The 14,439-nt window shown below is 64.2% G+C and carries 15 protein-coding genes; 5 read left to right on the top strand and 10 right to left on the bottom strand.

The features are described from left to right. Window positions 1-3: 3 nt before the first annotated feature. The 5 genes from BES08_RS33600 to BES08_RS09000 all read right to left on the bottom strand — a co-directional run bounded on the left by BES08_RS33600 (window position 4) and on the right by BES08_RS09000 (window position 2,892). A complete protein-coding gene (locus BES08_RS33600) occupies window positions 4-162 on the bottom strand; it encodes a hypothetical protein (RefSeq protein ID WP_172705215.1) in 159 nt (52 codons plus the stop codon). Window positions 163-211: 49 nt separating this feature from the next. Further along, window positions 212-799, bottom strand: coding sequence for a septal ring lytic transglycosylase RlpA family protein (locus BES08_RS09015; protein WP_069708152.1), 588 nt, complete (start codon window positions 797-799; stop codon window positions 212-214). A gap of 78 nt (window positions 800-877) precedes the next feature. Next, on the bottom strand, window positions 878-1,267 hold the full coding sequence (locus tag BES08_RS09010) for a hypothetical protein (RefSeq protein ID WP_069708151.1): 390 nt from the start codon (window positions 1,265-1,267) through the stop codon (window positions 878-880). Window positions 1,268-1,377: 110 nt separating this feature from the next. After that, window positions 1,378-1,785 (bottom strand): hypothetical protein, encoded by a 408-nt coding sequence (locus BES08_RS09005; RefSeq protein ID WP_069708150.1) that lies wholly within the window; start codon window positions 1,783-1,785, stop codon window positions 1,378-1,380. A gap of 120 nt (window positions 1,786-1,905) precedes the next feature. Continuing rightward, window positions 1,906-2,892, bottom strand: coding sequence for a hypothetical protein (locus BES08_RS09000; RefSeq protein WP_197524351.1), 987 nt, complete (start codon window positions 2,890-2,892; stop codon window positions 1,906-1,908). A gap of 169 nt (window positions 2,893-3,061) precedes the next feature. Here BES08_RS09000 and uvrA point away from each other — a divergent pair, with 169 nt between their 5' ends. Genes uvrA through BES08_RS08985 form a run of 3 tightly spaced genes read left to right on the top strand, consistent with a single transcriptional unit; the run spans window position 3,062 to window position 6,673 of the window. Continuing rightward, entirely contained in the window at window positions 3,062-5,965 is a 2,904-nt protein-coding gene (uvrA, locus tag BES08_RS08995; protein WP_008832441.1) for an excinuclease ABC subunit UvrA, read from the top strand. Window positions 5,966-5,967: 2 nt separating this feature from the next. Next, window positions 5,968-6,522, top strand: coding sequence for a hypothetical protein (locus tag BES08_RS08990; protein WP_069708148.1), 555 nt, complete (start codon window positions 5,968-5,970; stop codon window positions 6,520-6,522). Continuing rightward, window positions 6,491-6,673: a hypothetical protein gene (locus BES08_RS08985; protein ID WP_069708147.1), complete on the top strand. Its 183-nt coding sequence runs from the start codon at window positions 6,491-6,493 to the stop codon at window positions 6,671-6,673. The genes BES08_RS08990 and BES08_RS08985 overlap by 32 nt, the downstream gene beginning before the upstream one ends. 121 nt (window positions 6,674-6,794) lie before the next feature. Here BES08_RS08985 and BES08_RS31755 read toward each other — a convergent pair whose 3' ends face one another. Continuing rightward, the gene (locus BES08_RS31755) at window positions 6,795-7,646 is read right to left on the bottom strand and encodes a RelA/SpoT domain-containing protein (protein WP_083274640.1); all 852 of its coding nucleotides are present in this window, start codon (window positions 7,644-7,646) and stop codon (window positions 6,795-6,797) included. Between the two features lie 60 nt (window positions 7,647-7,706). Between BES08_RS31755 and BES08_RS31750 the strand changes: the two genes are divergently transcribed. Both BES08_RS31750 and BES08_RS08975 read left to right on the top strand, forming a co-directional pair. Continuing rightward, a protein-coding gene (locus BES08_RS31750) for an IS5 family transposase (RefSeq protein ID WP_156799818.1) occupies window positions 7,707-8,467 on the top strand; the annotation gives its coding sequence in 2 pieces (ribosomal slippage) (window positions 7,707-8,040 and window positions 8,040-8,467; 762 coding nt in all). Window positions 8,468-8,865: 398 nt separating this feature from the next. Continuing rightward, window positions 8,866-10,146, top strand: a complete 1,281-nt coding sequence (locus BES08_RS08975; protein ID WP_069708145.1) for a hypothetical protein — start codon at window positions 8,866-8,868, stop codon at window positions 10,144-10,146. An 88-nt stretch (window positions 10,147-10,234) separates the two neighbouring features. Here BES08_RS08975 and BES08_RS08970 read toward each other — a convergent pair whose 3' ends face one another. From BES08_RS08970 to BES08_RS08955, 4 genes are all read right to left on the bottom strand, one after another. Continuing rightward, complete coding sequence (locus BES08_RS08970; RefSeq protein ID WP_036523491.1) at window positions 10,235-10,699, bottom strand: septal ring lytic transglycosylase RlpA family protein; 465 nt, start codon at window positions 10,697-10,699, stop codon at window positions 10,235-10,237. A 155-nt stretch (window positions 10,700-10,854) separates the two neighbouring features. Then, entirely contained in the window at window positions 10,855-12,075 is a 1,221-nt protein-coding gene (locus BES08_RS08965; protein ID WP_069708144.1) for an argininosuccinate synthase, read from the bottom strand. A gap of 75 nt (window positions 12,076-12,150) precedes the next feature. Beyond that, window positions 12,151-13,398 (bottom strand): SAM-dependent methyltransferase, encoded by a 1,248-nt coding sequence (locus BES08_RS08960; RefSeq protein WP_069708143.1) that lies wholly within the window; start codon window positions 13,396-13,398, stop codon window positions 12,151-12,153. A 64-nt stretch (window positions 13,399-13,462) separates the two neighbouring features. After that, window positions 13,463-14,200 (bottom strand): SDR family oxidoreductase, encoded by a 738-nt coding sequence (locus BES08_RS08955; protein ID WP_069708142.1) that lies wholly within the window; start codon window positions 14,198-14,200, stop codon window positions 13,463-13,465. Window positions 14,201-14,439: the final 239 nt, after the last annotated feature.

Here is a 14,439-nt window from a genome sequence, read left to right as displayed (position 1 = left end):
GCGTCAGCTTTCGACGAAGTGGCCCTTCGACCAGATGCGCATGGGCTCTTCGCGCTTTTCCGCCTCGCGCTGGTGCATCTCGCGCTGGCGGTCGAACAGCAGCGATCCCGTGCCACGGGCGAAACGGCTGCGACGGAACGGAATTTCGGCGCCTGAAGTCATCATCTCTCTCCTTTGGAGAGATAACGCGCAGCGCTTGCGTCCGGTTCCCTCAGCGCGTGCCGACGCCGCGCGCGAACTGTTCCTGCAGATTGGACAGCGTGCGGGCCGGGACCGGGGCGAGCGACCTGGCGGTCTTGCCCTTGCGCAGCGCGGCGCGGTCCTTCTCGTCGGGCTCGATGGCGCGGACCCGCACCGCCGCCTTGCCCTGCGTGCGGATGCCCAGCTCCTCCGCTGCGCCGCGCGAAAGGTCGATGATGCGCGCGCTCTCGCCATACGGGCCGCGGTCGTTGATACGCACGATGATGCGCCTGCCGGTGTCGAGCGAGGTGACTTCCACATAAGCGGGCAGGGGCAGCGTCTTGTGCGCGGCGGTGATCCAGCCGGGGCGGAAGCGTTCTCCGTTGGCCACCTGGTTGCCGCTTTCCGAACCATACCACGTCGCATAGCCGAGCATGTCGTAGCCGGGCTGCGCGGCGGGAGTATAGGTTACGCCGCGCACCTTGTAGGGAGGGCCGATGCGGACGGGCACGTCGCTGACGGGGCGGTACTTCACCCCGCCGCCGCATGCCGCGAGCATGGCGACGAGGGACAGAACGGCAATGTTCCGTAAGGGGGCGCTGCGGATGAGGCCGGGCATGGCGGGCAGACTAGCCCCCGAGCGTCCGTGCTCCAATGCGGGCGATGCGGCTATCCACAAGCGAGACCGGCACCGGTCCTACCTTGTGCAATGGTCGTAATACCCCGCCCGGCAGGCCGCGACGTCCTGACGCCATTCGCGCATGTCCCGCTCGTAGCGGCGACGCTCCTCGGCGTAATCTGCGCGGGCGTCATCGTAGTCGCGACGATCGGCGGCGTAGCCTTCGTCCTCGACATCCCGCCGCCCGCGCGCCGAATCGTAATCGCGCCAGCCTTGCGCATACCCGGCATCGCGCTGGCGCACATAGTCCAGCTGATCGCGGTTCATGCGGCGGATCGTCGCGGCATCACGGGCGATCGCTTCTGGTGTCATGGTCGGATCGCGCGGATCGTCGGCAAGCACCGGCGCAGCCATGCCCACAACCAGCGACAGCGCCACCACGCGCCCGAACAGCTTTGCAGCCCCCATTATTCAATTCCCCTGAGCCTGATCGGCGCACCCGATGGGCGCTATCTGCCAGCAGGCTTGGGGGCTTGCAAAGGACTTGCGACAAGCGGTTCGTCGCGTGGCGAGGGCGCTCAGCTGCCGCCGGAGCCGGGCGCCTGCGGGTCGGCGGGGCATTTCACGGCATTGCCGTTCCAGCAAGCCGGGTTCCTGACCTCCCACTGCTTGCGGTCGGTGCGATAGTCCTGCTCGGCGGCATCGTGGCGATCGAGCGTGGCGTCGTAGGCGGCGGCATCGCGGGCGGTCTTCATGTCGTTGAGGGCGACGGCGGCGTCATGTTGGGAGCGGCTGGCTTCGTTGCGCGCAAGCTGTTCCTGTGCAGCGGCGGCCTGCTCGGCATTGAGCATCCGGCGCTTTGCTTCCGGATCGCCCGCTTCGGGTGCGCTGGCAGCGGGCCGCTCAGTCGTGTCCTGCGCGGAAGCGAAGTGCGGCACGGCAAAGGCGATCACCGCCGCAGCGGCAAGTTTCGGGATATGGCGCATGGCTTTCTCCTGATCTGGCAAGCCGCCATGGAAGCGGCTTCGGTTAGTCGGAAGAAACGTGCGCGAAAGGGCAGGGTTTCCGGCTTGTCGCCCGGATGCCCCGCCCCGTCGTCTTCAGCCTTAAGGCCGCCTGCCGATGTAGTGTCCGACGTAGCGTGATCCGTCACTATCGCGTGAGAACTCGAACACGATGGCCAGTTCGGCGCGGTTAGGCCCAAAGTTGCGTCCAAGGAAGGTGCCGCGAAAACCGTTGACCTGATCGACCAGCGTGCCGCTCCAGCTATTGGTCGCGCGGTCGAATCTGCCTTCCGCCGCCAGCAGGCCGATCTGGACTTGCGTTCTGTCCTCGATGATCGACAGCGGGATCGATCCGAATATGAACGTGCTCGACGGCGTATAGGACCAGTAGACCTCCCGATCGTTGCCGGGAATGTTCGAGAGTTCGAGTTTCCTGGTGCCAGGAATGCCGCCGTAGAGCGTCACGCCGCCGGTATAGCCGAGGGAGTCGGGGAGCGGATCGCTCGGCGAGGACGGGCTGCCCATCAACGCCACGCGGTATTGATAAGCGGGATGCGCAGTGCCGTCCGTATCGGTGATGGTCCGAGCGGCGCGCCACATGGTGAGTGCCGTATACCGGGGCTGGGCAGGCAGTCCCAGGGACGTCAGCAGCAACTGGTTGGCCCGCTGATCTTTTTCATAAAGGGCATAAGTCAGACCCTGCACCCGATCCTGCGCGGTGAAGCTGACGGTCGCGCCATCGTGCAGAAGGTCCAGGCGTTCGGGCTCATGGGTGTAGTTGAACGCGGCGCCGTGTGTCTCGTCGATGAGAGCGCCCGAGACGAAAAACAGCTTGTCCGCTTCCGCGGTCTGGCTCGGGTCGATGATGACGTTCGCGAGATAGGCGAGGTTCGAGTTCAGCGCGAAGTCGGCGGAGTAATCGGTCACGACGTAGCTCGGCGTCGGCGTTGGAGCCGGGGTGGGGGCAGGCGTCGGTGCCGGTGTCGGCGCAGGCGTGGGTGTCGAGCCGCCGCCCGAACCGGAGTCGCCACCTCCGCACGCGGTAAGCGCCAGCACGCTTGCCGCGAGAGCAAGATTCAGAAATCGCAATGGTATTCCCCCGTAGTCGCAGCGGGAACTAGACACCTCGTGAAGCGGCGCGCAAGTGGGCGCGGAGATGTCCACAAGACTTGCCTTGTGCGCCCCGCACCCCATCTACGGCAAAACCCGCGATGCGCCCCCTTGAAGCGCGCGAACAAATCTGGAACACGTGCCTCCCATGAGTCTCACCCACATCACCGTGCGCGGCGCGCGCGAGCACAACCTCAAGGGCTTCGACATTGCGCTCCCGCGTGAGAAGCTGATCGTCATCACCGGGCTGTCGGGCTCGGGCAAGTCGAGCCTCGCCTTCGACACGATCTATGCGGAGGGGCAGCGCCGCTATGTCGAGAGTCTCTCGGCCTATGCGCGCCAGTTCCTCGAGATGATGCAGAAGCCGAACGTCGAGCATATCGACGGCCTCTCGCCCGCCATCTCGATCGAGCAGAAGACCACCAGCCGCAATCCGCGTTCGACGGTGGCGACGGTGACCGAGATCTGGGACTACATGCGCCTGCTGTGGGCGCGCGTGGGCATTCCCTATTCCCCCGCCACCGGCCTGCCGATCGAGGCGCAGACGGTCTCTAACATGGTCGACCGGGTGATGGCGCTGCCGGAAGGCACGCGCCTCTACCTGCTCGCCCCCGTGGTGCGCGGCCGCAAGGGCGAATACCGCAAGGAACTCGCCGAGTGGCAGAAGGCGGGTTACACCCGCGTGCGCATCGACGGTGAGTTCTACGCCATCGAGGACGCGCCTGCGCTCGATAAGAAGTACAAGCATGACATCGAGGTCGTGGTGGACCGCATTGCGGTGAAGGAGGGCATCCAGACCCGCCTTGCCGACAGCTTCGAGCAGGCCCTCAAGCTGGCCGAAGGGCTGGCCTATGCCGACATGGCCGACGGCAACGTCCCCGGCCGCGAGGAAGAGGAGCAGGGCAAGAACCTGAAAGGCGCCGGCCTCCCCGCCAACCGCATCGTCTTCTCGGAAAAGTTCGCCTGCCCCGTCAGCGGCTTCACCATCGAGGAGATCGAGCCGCGCCTGTTCTCGTTCAATGCCCCGCAAGGCGCCTGCCCGGCCTGCGATGGCCTTGGCGAGAAGCTGCTGTTCGACCCGCAGCTGGTCGTGCCGAACGAGCACCTGACGCTCAAGCAGGGCGCGATCGTGCCCTGGGCCAAGTCCAACCCGCCCAGCCCCTACTACATGCAGGTGCTCTCCAGCCTGGCCGCGCACTTCGGCTTCAACCTGACGACGCCGTGGGACGAACTGCCCGGCGAGATCAAGCTGGTGATCCTCTACGGCACCGGCGGCAAGGCCGTGCCGCTCACCTTCAAGGACGGGCGCAAGGAATACACCGTCAACAAGGCGTTCGAAGGCGTCATTGGCAACCTCAACCGCCGCATGCTGCAGACCGACAGCGCCTTCATGCGCGAGGAACTGAGCAAGTATCAGACCGCGCAGCCCTGCGAGACCTGCGACGGCAAGCGCCTCAAGCCCGAGGCCCTCTCGGTCAAGATCGCCGGCAGCGACATCGCTGACGCCGCGCGCCTCTCGGTGGCGGACGGTTTCGCGTGGTTCGGGCAGCTGGAAGGCAAGCTCACCAACCAGCAGCAGCAGATCGCCAAGGCCATCCTCAAGGAGATCAACGAGCGGCTCGGCTTCCTCAACAACGTCGGGCTCGACTACCTCAACCTCGACCGCACCTCGGGCACGCTGTCGGGCGGCGAGAGCCAGCGCATCCGCCTCGCCAGCCAGATCGGCTCGGGCCTCTCGGGCGTGCTCTACGTGCTCGACGAGCCCAGCATCGGCCTGCACCAGCGCGACAACGACATGCTGCTCGAAACCCTCAAGCGCCTGCGCGACCTCGGCAATACCGTGATTGTGGTGGAGCATGACGAGGACGCCATCCGCACCGCCGACTACCTCGTCGATCTCGGCCCCGGCGCGGGCGTCCACGGCGGGCAGGTGGTCGCCGAGGGCACGCTCAAGCAGGTGCTCAAGAGCAAGGACAGCCTCACCGCCCAGTACCTCAACGGCACCCGCCGGATCGAGGTGCCGAAGGAACGCCGCAAGGGCAACGGCCACTTCGTCACCGTCGAGAACGCCCGGGCCAACAACCTGACCGGGGTGACCGCGAAGTTCCCGCTCGGCACATTCTGCTGCGTGACCGGCGTGTCCGGCTCGGGCAAAAGCTCGCTCACCATCGACACGCTGCAGGCCGGCGCCTCCCGCCAGCTCAACGGCGCGCGGGTGATCGCGGGCGCACACGACAAGATCACCGGCCTCGAAAAGTGCGACAAGGTGATCGAGATCGACCAGTCCCCGATCGGCCGCACCCCGCGCTCCAACCCCGCGACCTACACCGGCGCCTTCACCCAGATCCGCGACTGGTTCGCCGGCCTCCCCGAATCCGAAGCGCGCGGCTACAAGCCCGGCCGCTTCAGCTTCAACGTCAAGGGCGGGCGCTGCGAAGCCTGCCAGGGCGACGGCCTCATCAAGATCGAGATGCACTTCCTCCCCGACGTCTACGTGACGTGCGAGGAATGCCACGGCAAACGCTACAACCGCGAAACGCTGGAAGTGAAGTTCAAGGGCATGTCCATCGCCGACGTGCTCGACATGACGATCGAGGACGCCGAAGAATTCTTCAAGGCCGTCCCCCCCATCCGCGACAAGATGCACATGCTGAACGAGGTGGGCCTCGGCTACGTCAAGGTCGGCCAACAGGCGACGACCCTGTCCGGCGGCGAGGCGCAGCGCGTGAAACTGGCCAAGGAACTCGCCCGCCGCTCCACCGGCCAGACGCTCTACATCCTCGACGAACCCACCACCGGCCTCCACTTCGAAGACGTGCGCAAACTCCTCGAAGTGCTGCACCGACTGGTCGACCAGGGCAACTCGGTGGTCGTGATCGAACACAACCTCGACGTCATCAAGACCGCCGACTGGATCATCGACATGGGGCCGGAGGGAGGCGTCCGCGGCGGCCAGATCGTCGCCGAAGGCACGCCCGAAGAGGTGGTGAAGGTCAAAGGCAGCTTCACCGGAAGCTACCTCAAGCCCCTGCTGGGAAGCTGGGCGAAGTAGGGATGCACGGCTGGCGCGCGCAGTTCGAGAACGCCCTGCGTGTCCTCGCGCGCATCAGCCGGGCGATGGACGAAGCCGGCCACCGCCCGCCGATCCTCGTCGGCGGCGCGGCGGTCGAAATCTATACCGGCGGGCAAGTCACCACCGGCGATTTCGACTTGTCCTGCGGGCGGCAGGATCTGCTCGAAGAACAGTTGGTCCGCTTCGGATTCCAGCGGCCCACCGGCGCCGGCAAGGCCACGCGCGGCTGGGTCCACCCCGAACTCGGCCTCGGCTTCGAAGTCGTCTCCGACACCCTGCTCGACGGCATGGCCGACCGCGCCATGGTCCGCATCCTCGAACTCGACGCTGACGGTGACGTCGCCATCATCGCGCCCGAAGACATCATCGCCGACCGCATGGGCCAGTACGCCTCGGGTAGCGCCCCCGACATGCTCGGACAGGCGAGGGCGCTCTACGGCCTTTGCGAAGACCTCGACTTGGCCTATATGGAACGGCGGATTTCAGAGGAAACGGCTGGCGGCCATGGCCTTCAAGACCTTGCAGACGAAGCGTGAGCCACTGACGCTCGAAACGCTGGCGCAAAGCATCGCCCGCCGCCGCGCCGCTGCGCCCGAAATCGTCGTCCCCCGCAACGAAGGCAAACGCCGGACCGCGTCCAAGCAGGCACTGCTGGAAGCGATCGCCGAAACCGGCACCAAGTGGTGACCCATTCCTCCCCGTTCCGGGGAGGGGAACCATCCGAAGGATGGTGGAGGGGCACAGGCAATTCAGGCGAAGGGGGAGAGAGAAGGCAAAAATGCGAGGGCCATCGCCCTCGCGCTCCCTTTCAAAATTGAACGGCACCGTCAAGAAGGCTCACGAAGTCAGTTGTGTCTGCAAAATAATTTCTAAATGTCACTCTGACATTTTCGAAAGTATCTGCTCGGACTAAAACAACATCTGCCTTATTTTGAAGTTCGTCTTCTAGTTCGTTGTATCTTTGGATTGCGCGAAATACATTGCTGTAGGAATACACTTCGAGGTTGCTTGCATTTTCTTCATTTTCTGGAACATATGGAAACACAAGAATATTATTCTTGCGAAAATCGATGTCCACGACTTTGGTATTTACGCGCCTAAATAGATCGATTATTCGTGTTTCTATTTCGCAGAAATGAAATCTATCAATAAGATTTTCGAGCGGAATATCCGGATAGCAGGATGTGCTGCCTTCATAGCGCCGTGCTAAAAGCTCGCTCGCTAATCTGAACTGCTCTATCAGAATTTCATTGCCTTGGCCAAATTTAGGTTTGTCGTGAGTTAGGAGGCCGGCAACTTCAACTGCAGTAGACCAAGCATGTTGGATGATAGTTCGGAATTGTATTTCTACATTCAAACCATTCCAGGTTTTTCCGCCCTCAGATCGAACATCATATTCATATACTTCGTGAATGCCACGGTATCCATCAGGCTTAGGGTGAGTAAGGTAGTTCCATCTTCCCTCCTGTCCTGCTCCTCTTCGCTTGTGCTTAAAGCGTGCTTTATGAAAGTGAGCGCGGAAATCTAATAGCTCTTCGACCGTAGGAAAGATGATACGACATCCGGCGATATCGTGCATTCGCGATAACTGCATGTCCGGAAATCGACGCAATTTGTTCTCGATTGTTGGGCGGCGTTTGAGCCTAGGGCGCAAACTCATAAATCGGGTTGAGTTGTCGGCCTTGGCGTGATTCAGGCGGCCTTCGGAAACGGAGGGCGTATGACGCGGTGGCGATATGAACTGACGGACAAGGAATGGCTCATCCTCAAGCCGTTGCTGCCCAACAAGCCGCGTGGAGTGCGCCGCGTCGATGACCGCCGGGTGCTGAACGGGATACTTTGGCGTTTCCGTTCTGGTGCTCCGTGGGCAGAGGTCCCGGAACGCTATGGTCCGTCGACGACCTGCTACAACCGGTTCATCCGCTGGCGAAAGGCTGGAGTGTGGGACCGATTGTTGGCGGCGGTTTCCGCCGGTTTCAACGGCGAGTTGGTGATGATCGATTCCACTTGCATGCGCGTCCACCAGCACGGTGCGACGGGCAAAAAGGGGGATCCAGCGATCATGGCATGGGACGTTCCCGGGGCGGCCTTACGACCAAACTCCACGCTCTTGTCGACGCTGATGGACGTCCTGTCGGACTGCGACTGACGGGTGGCCAGGTCCATGATGCATGCGAAGCTGAAGCGCTGATCGAGGCCATTCCCGAGGGTGCCACCCTGCTCGGTGATAAGGGCTATGACAGCACGGCCATTCGCGAGGCGGCCGCGGCCAGAAACATCTGGGCCAACATTCCCAACCGCTCCAACCGTAAGCAGCGCTTCGGCTTCTCGTCATGGCTCTACCGCCAGCGTAATCTCGTCGAGCGCTTCTTCAATCGGATCAAGCAGTTCCGGGGCATCGCCACCCGATATGACAAGGATGCTGCCAACTATCTCGCGGCCATCAAGCTCATATGCGTCAGGCTGTGGTGCAATGCGTAATGAGTCCACGCCCTAGTTCCCACAACAGCATCTGAGTTTCGAGTTCTGTCGCGTAAGTTAGCTTGAAATGTATTAAGAATATAAGCGTGCGATGCCCGCCAGTTCTCAATTGCTTCGATATCTTCTTCGCTAGAATTACCAGAACCTATGGCATTTCCAGCCCGATTGACACGATTTTTTGAAAACTTGAGAGAAACCCAGCTGACCATTTTTGCCCTAAGTATGTAATTATGAGATCAATGATAGGCTAGATGCTTGTAAGTCGTAAAGCCGTTTTAAGTGAGTTTCTTTCCCTTTCCTACACTCCCCCACATACGATAACTAATCCGTCCCCCACGACGCGCCTGTCCGGGCTGCGTCGTGGCCTTTCGTGGCTTTCCTCTTGCGCGAGGTGGACGATGACGGACTTTTCCAGCAGCTTCGGTGTCGACGGTGGGGCGGGGGATCGGCCTGTGCCTCTCGACCCTGTGCCCCTCCACCATCCTCCCTTCGACAAGCTCAGGGTGAGCGGAGATGGTCCCCCTCCCCCGCAGGGGGAGGAACAGGGTGCGCCTCGGTTCGGGCGGGGGTGGGTTCCCGCCTCGCGCGACATTGGTATTCCGGGCGAGCAGGCGGGCGCTTCGTCGGCCTCGGGCGCGACGGAAAGGGTCCGGGAGCGCGAGGGCGATGGCCCTCGCATTTTCTCTTCTCCTTCTCCCTATGTCTCGCACACGGCGTGGGACGCCGACCGCAAGGTGCGGTTCCTCGACCAACTCTCGCAGAAGGGCGACGTGCGGGCCGCGTGTGCTTTCGTGGGGATGAGCCGGACTTCGGCTTATCTGCTGCGGCGGCGCGATGCGGTGTTTGCGGATGCGTGGACGGCGGCTCTGGTGCTGGCGCGGCGGCATGTCGAGGAGGTGCTGGCGACGCGGGCGCTCGACGGGGTGGATGAGGCGGTGTGGTTCCGGGGGGAGCTGGTCGGGGTGCGGCGGCGGTATGACTCGCGGTTGTTGCTGGCGCATCTGGCGCGGCTCGATGTGGCGGGGGAGGGGCATGAGGCTCTGGCCGAGCGGTTCGACGAGGTGCTGGCGCTCGTCGCCGGGGAGGCGCCTTGTGTGGATGTGCCGGGGATGGAGGAGGGCGCGGCGTTGCCTCCGGAGCGGGCGGACTATGTCGCGGCGGCGGGGGAGGCGCGGTTCGGCGATGCGCGGGAGGCGTGGCTCGACGCGGTGGATGCGATCGATGCCGCGGCCGGGTACGTGCAGCCGCTGGACGATGAGGAGGCGGCAGCCGGGGACGCGGGGGAGGCGCCGGACTATCCGGAGGCGCCGGTGCGCGGGCCTTTCCTGCGCGAGAGCGGCGCGCAGTGGGATCGCTGGCAGGCGCGCGCTTTCGCCCGGGTGGACGGGGCGCTCTCGGGCGGGGAGGGCGCGGCGCCGATGGAGTACAAGTCGCTCGGGGGCGGGGCCGGAGTTAGCGCTCTGGACTGTGTAAACCGTGTAAACCTGCTCGCGCCTCGTCGATGGGGAAGCACGGTTCGGCAAAAGTGCATGGGGTCCGGGAACGGTTGTCCCGCTGCGCTGTTATCGAGTGTGAAGGCCGGCGCGGCGCTTCCCCCACCCCCTCCCAGCTGCGCCGGCCGACCTTTTTCCTTCAGATCAGGCGGCGGTGCTATCCACCCTTCGACAAGCTCAGGGTGAGCGGGGATTGTGATGGATGCTATCAATTCCGCTCAGGCTGAGTGCTGAGCCTGTCGAAGCATCGAAGCCCCCGCAGAAAAACCCAGCCTCAGTTGCCGAGGACGGCCAGTTCGACCTTGCCGCTGCCCATGCGGGTGATGCCGAGTTCGTCGGCGGCGGCGTCGGACAGGTCGATCACGCGGTTGCCGTGGAAGGGGCCGCGATCGTTGATGGTGACGACGACGACTTCGCCATTGGCTGGATTGGTGACCTGCACTTGCGTGCCGAAGGGCAGGGTGCGGTGCGCGGCGGTCAGTCCGTCGGGCGCGTAGCGTTCGCCGCTGGCGGTGCGGGCGCCCTTGAGGTGGCGGCCGTAGAAGCTGGCGATGCCGCCCGCGATGGGGGTGACCTGGATGTCGTCGTCTTCGGGCGCGGTGAGGACGGCGGGAACTTCTGCGGCGGCGACGGCGTTGACGCCAGCGACAGGAGCAAGAACGAGAGCTTGCGAAGCTACCGGGGCTTCGGCCTGAGCGGGGCCTGCGAAGGGCAGGACGACGGCAGCGCACAGCGCCATCAGGCTTACGGCTCGAACTTGCAAAACTTACCCCGCTTCGTCGTTGACGATGGCGGGAGTCCTACCTGTGCGGTTCCCCGAAGGCCATATAGGCAAAAGCGGCCCGTCGCGCTTTGGCAACGGGCCGCCGGACTCTGTTAACCTAGGGGCAATGTTTACTTGGCGTCACGCTGGGCCAGCAGGCGCAGGCGAAGGGCGTTGAGCTTGATGAAGCCCGCCGCATCCTTCTGGTCGTAGGCGCCGGCATCGTCCTCGAACGTGACGTGGCGTTCGGAGTAGAGCGAGTCGGCGCTCTTGCGGCCGACGACCGAGGCACAGCCCTTGTAGAGCTTGAGGCGCACGGTGCCGTTGACGCGGGCCTGGCTGTGGTCGATCGCGGCCTGCAGCATCTCGCGCTCAGGGGCGAACCAGAAGCCGTTGTAGATGAGCTCCGCGTACTTCGGCATCAGCTCGTCCTTGAGGTGAGCGGCGCCGCGGTCGAGCGTGATCTGCTCGATGCCGCGATGGGCGCGGGCGTAGATCTCGCCGCCCGGCGTCTCGTACATGCCGCGCGACTTCATGCCGACGAAGCGGTTCTCGACGAGGTCGAGGCGGCCGATGCCGTGCTTGCGGCCCAGCTCGTTCAGCTGGGTGAGGAGGGTGGCCGGGCTCATCGCCACGCCGTTGAGGGCGACGCCGTCACCCTTCTCGAAGTCGATGGTGATGTATTCGGGCGCATCCGGCGCGTCTTCCGGGTTGACGGTGCGCGAGTAGACGTAGTCAGGAGTCTCTTCCCACGGATCTTCCAGCACCTTGCCCTCGGACGAGGTGTGCAGGAGGTTGGCGTCGGTCGAGAAGGGGCTTTCGCCGCGCTTGTCCTTGGGGACGGGGATCTGGTGCTGCTCGGCCCACTGGATGAGGGCGGTGCGGCTGGTCAGGTCCCACTCGCGCCAGGGGGCGATGACCTTGATGTTCGGGTCGAGCGCATAGGCCGAGAGTTCGAAGCGGACCTGGTCGTTGCCCTTGCCGGTGGCGCCGTGCGCGACGGCATCGGCGCCGGTCTCGTGGGCGATCTCGATCAGGCGCTTGGAGATCAGCGGGCGGGCGATCGAGGTGCCGAGGAGATAGTCGCCTTCGTAGCGGGCATTGGCGCGCATCATCGGGAACACGAAGTCGCGCACGAATTCCTCGCGCAGGTCGTCGATGTAGATGTTCTCGTCCGGCAGGCCCATCAGCTTGGCCTTGGCACGGGCGGGTTCGAGTTCCTCACCCTGGCCGAGGTCGGCGGTGAAGGTCACCACCTCGCAGTTGTAGGTGACCTGGAGCCACTTGAGGATGACGCTGGTGTCGAGGCCGCCGGAGTAGGCGAGGACGACCTTCTTGATGCTGTCGGACATGGGCACGGGCTTTCGCGGCATGAGCGGTGGAAGTTTGGGCGCGCGGCTAGCAGGTGCGCCCAAACTTCGCAACGTTTACGCGCCCAGCAGCACTTTCTCTCCTTCCGTGATGTAGTCGCGGGTGAGGGGCAGGGCGTGGCGCGAACGGGTGTACTGGATCTGGTAGTTGCACATGCCGCCGCTCTCGAAGGCGGCGGTCGCGCCGGAGAGGTAGAAGATCCACATGCGGTAGAAGCGCTCGTCATGCAGCTTGACGATGGCCTCCTTGTTGGCGACGCAGCGCTTGTACCATTCGCGCAGGGTCTTGGCGTAGTGGAGGCGCAGGTTCTCCACGTCGGTGGCGATCAGGCGGACCTTTTCGCTGGCCTCCACCGTCTCGCTCAGCGCCGGGATGTAGCCGCCGGGGAAGATGTACTTGCGGGTGAAGGCGTCGGTCGAGCCGGGCCCGCCCATGCGGCCGATGGTGTGCATCAGCATCACGCCCTCGTCGTCCAGCATCGTCGCGCAGTCGCGGAAGAAGCGGTCGAACTGGGCCTGGCCGACGTGCTCGAACATGCCGACCGAGACGATCCGCTCGAACTTGTCGCCGCGCGCGGCGAGGTCGCGGTAGTCGATCAACTCGAAGTCGATGCGGCCCGAGACGCCCGCTTCCACGGCGCGCTGGCGGGCCAGCACCAGCTGTTCCTCGGAGAGCGTGATGCCCTTGACCGAAACGTCGAAGTGTTTGGCGAGATAGATCGCCATGCCGCCCCAGCCGCAGCCGATGTCGAGCACTTTCTGGCCCGGCTCGATCGCCAGCTTGGCGGCGATGTGGGCGAGCTTGGCGGTCTGCGCCTGCTCCAGCGTGATGTCGTCGCTGGGCCAGTAGGCGCAGGAATACTGCATGTGCTCGATGTCGAGGAACAGGTTGTAGAGGTCGTTGCCCACGTCGTAGTGGTGGGCGATGTTCTTCTTGGCGCTGGCGGCGCGGTTGATGCCGTCGACGAGAGTGACGACCTTGCCGACCACCTTCTTGAGCGGGGTATGCTCCTTCAGTTCGCCGCCCTTGTCCCACCGCGCGTTGGCGCGCAGCAGGTAGACGAGGTCCATGATGTCGCCCTGCTCGACTTCGAGCTGACCGTCCATGAAGGCTTCGGCGGCGCCCAGGCGCGGATCGCGCAGGATGCGGCGTTCGGCGCCCTTGTCGGTCAGGCGGATGCGGACGTGGGGAAAGCCTTCTGCGGGGGTTCCAAAGCGACGGAGGGAGCCGTCGGGGCGGGCCAGTTCGAGCACGCCCTGTCGGACGCCGCGCTCGAGGAAGCGGTCAAGTATGCCGAGTGCCATCAGGGGTTTGTGCGGGGGTAATTACCCGCATGCAAGGGGGCTTGTGTTGATAAATGCACAATCCTTACTCCCGCGCCAGAAACAGCACATCACGTTCCTGGGCCAGCAGGTGCTGTCCGGAATCGACGTAGAGCGTCTGGCCGCTGTCGAGCCAGCCTCCGGCAAGGAACAGGGCTGCCCCCGCTACGTCTTCGGGCGTCGCACGGCGACCCAGCAGGTTCATGCGGTGGGAGATTTCGGCTTCCGCCTCGTTCTGGTCGTGGCTGGCGAGGATGGCGCCCGGCGCGATGCCGTAGACGCGGTCTTCCTCTGCCCGCCGGGCCATGGAAAGCATCGGGATCGTCGCGGAAAGCGCGTGCTTGCTCATGGTGTAGGAGAAGAAATCCGGATTCGGATTGAGCAGCTTCTGGTCGGTAACGTGGATCAGGCGTCTGCCGACGGAGGTGCGGGCATGGGCAAGGAACGTCTGTCCCAGCCGGGCGGGAGTGGCCGCATTCACCCGCATCGCGGCGGTGAAGATATCCGGTTCCAGCGTTTCGGCGGTGTCGAGGTCGAAGACGCCCGCGCAGTTCACCAGCACCCGCCAATCGTTCAGACGGGCAGCCAGTGCCTCGACCATGGCAGGGCCTTCATCCCAGTCGTCGAGGTCGCACGAGACGATCTCGGCGCTGGGCAGGCTCGCCGCGAGCGCTTCGGCCTGCGCCCGCGACCGGCCGTAGTGGATCACGACATGCCAGCCTGCCGCTCCGAAGGCGCGGGCGATGGTCGCGCCGATCCGCTTGGCGCCGCCGGTCACTAGCATGGCGGGGCGGCTCACTGCGCGGCCTCACAAGGTGACACATCAGGTTTACACGGTTTACACTGTCCTGAAGAGAAACTCCCGCCTCTCCGAAGGGGGCTTTCCGTAGCGAGGACAGACGAGCCGGTCATGAATGCAAGTCGCTGAAACATGGCGGCATTGGAGCATAGCCAGCCGCTGTAGGAAAGCCGGGATGCACCGATCGCACCGGCGGAGGGCCACGGCACGGACAAAGCAAAAGG

The sequence above is a fragment of the Novosphingobium resinovorum genome (assembly GCF_001742225.1).
GTDB classification, from domain to species: Bacteria; Pseudomonadota; Alphaproteobacteria; order Sphingomonadales; family Sphingomonadaceae; genus Novosphingobium; species Novosphingobium resinovorum_A.
This window is presented reverse-complemented; position numbering and strand designations above follow the sequence as displayed.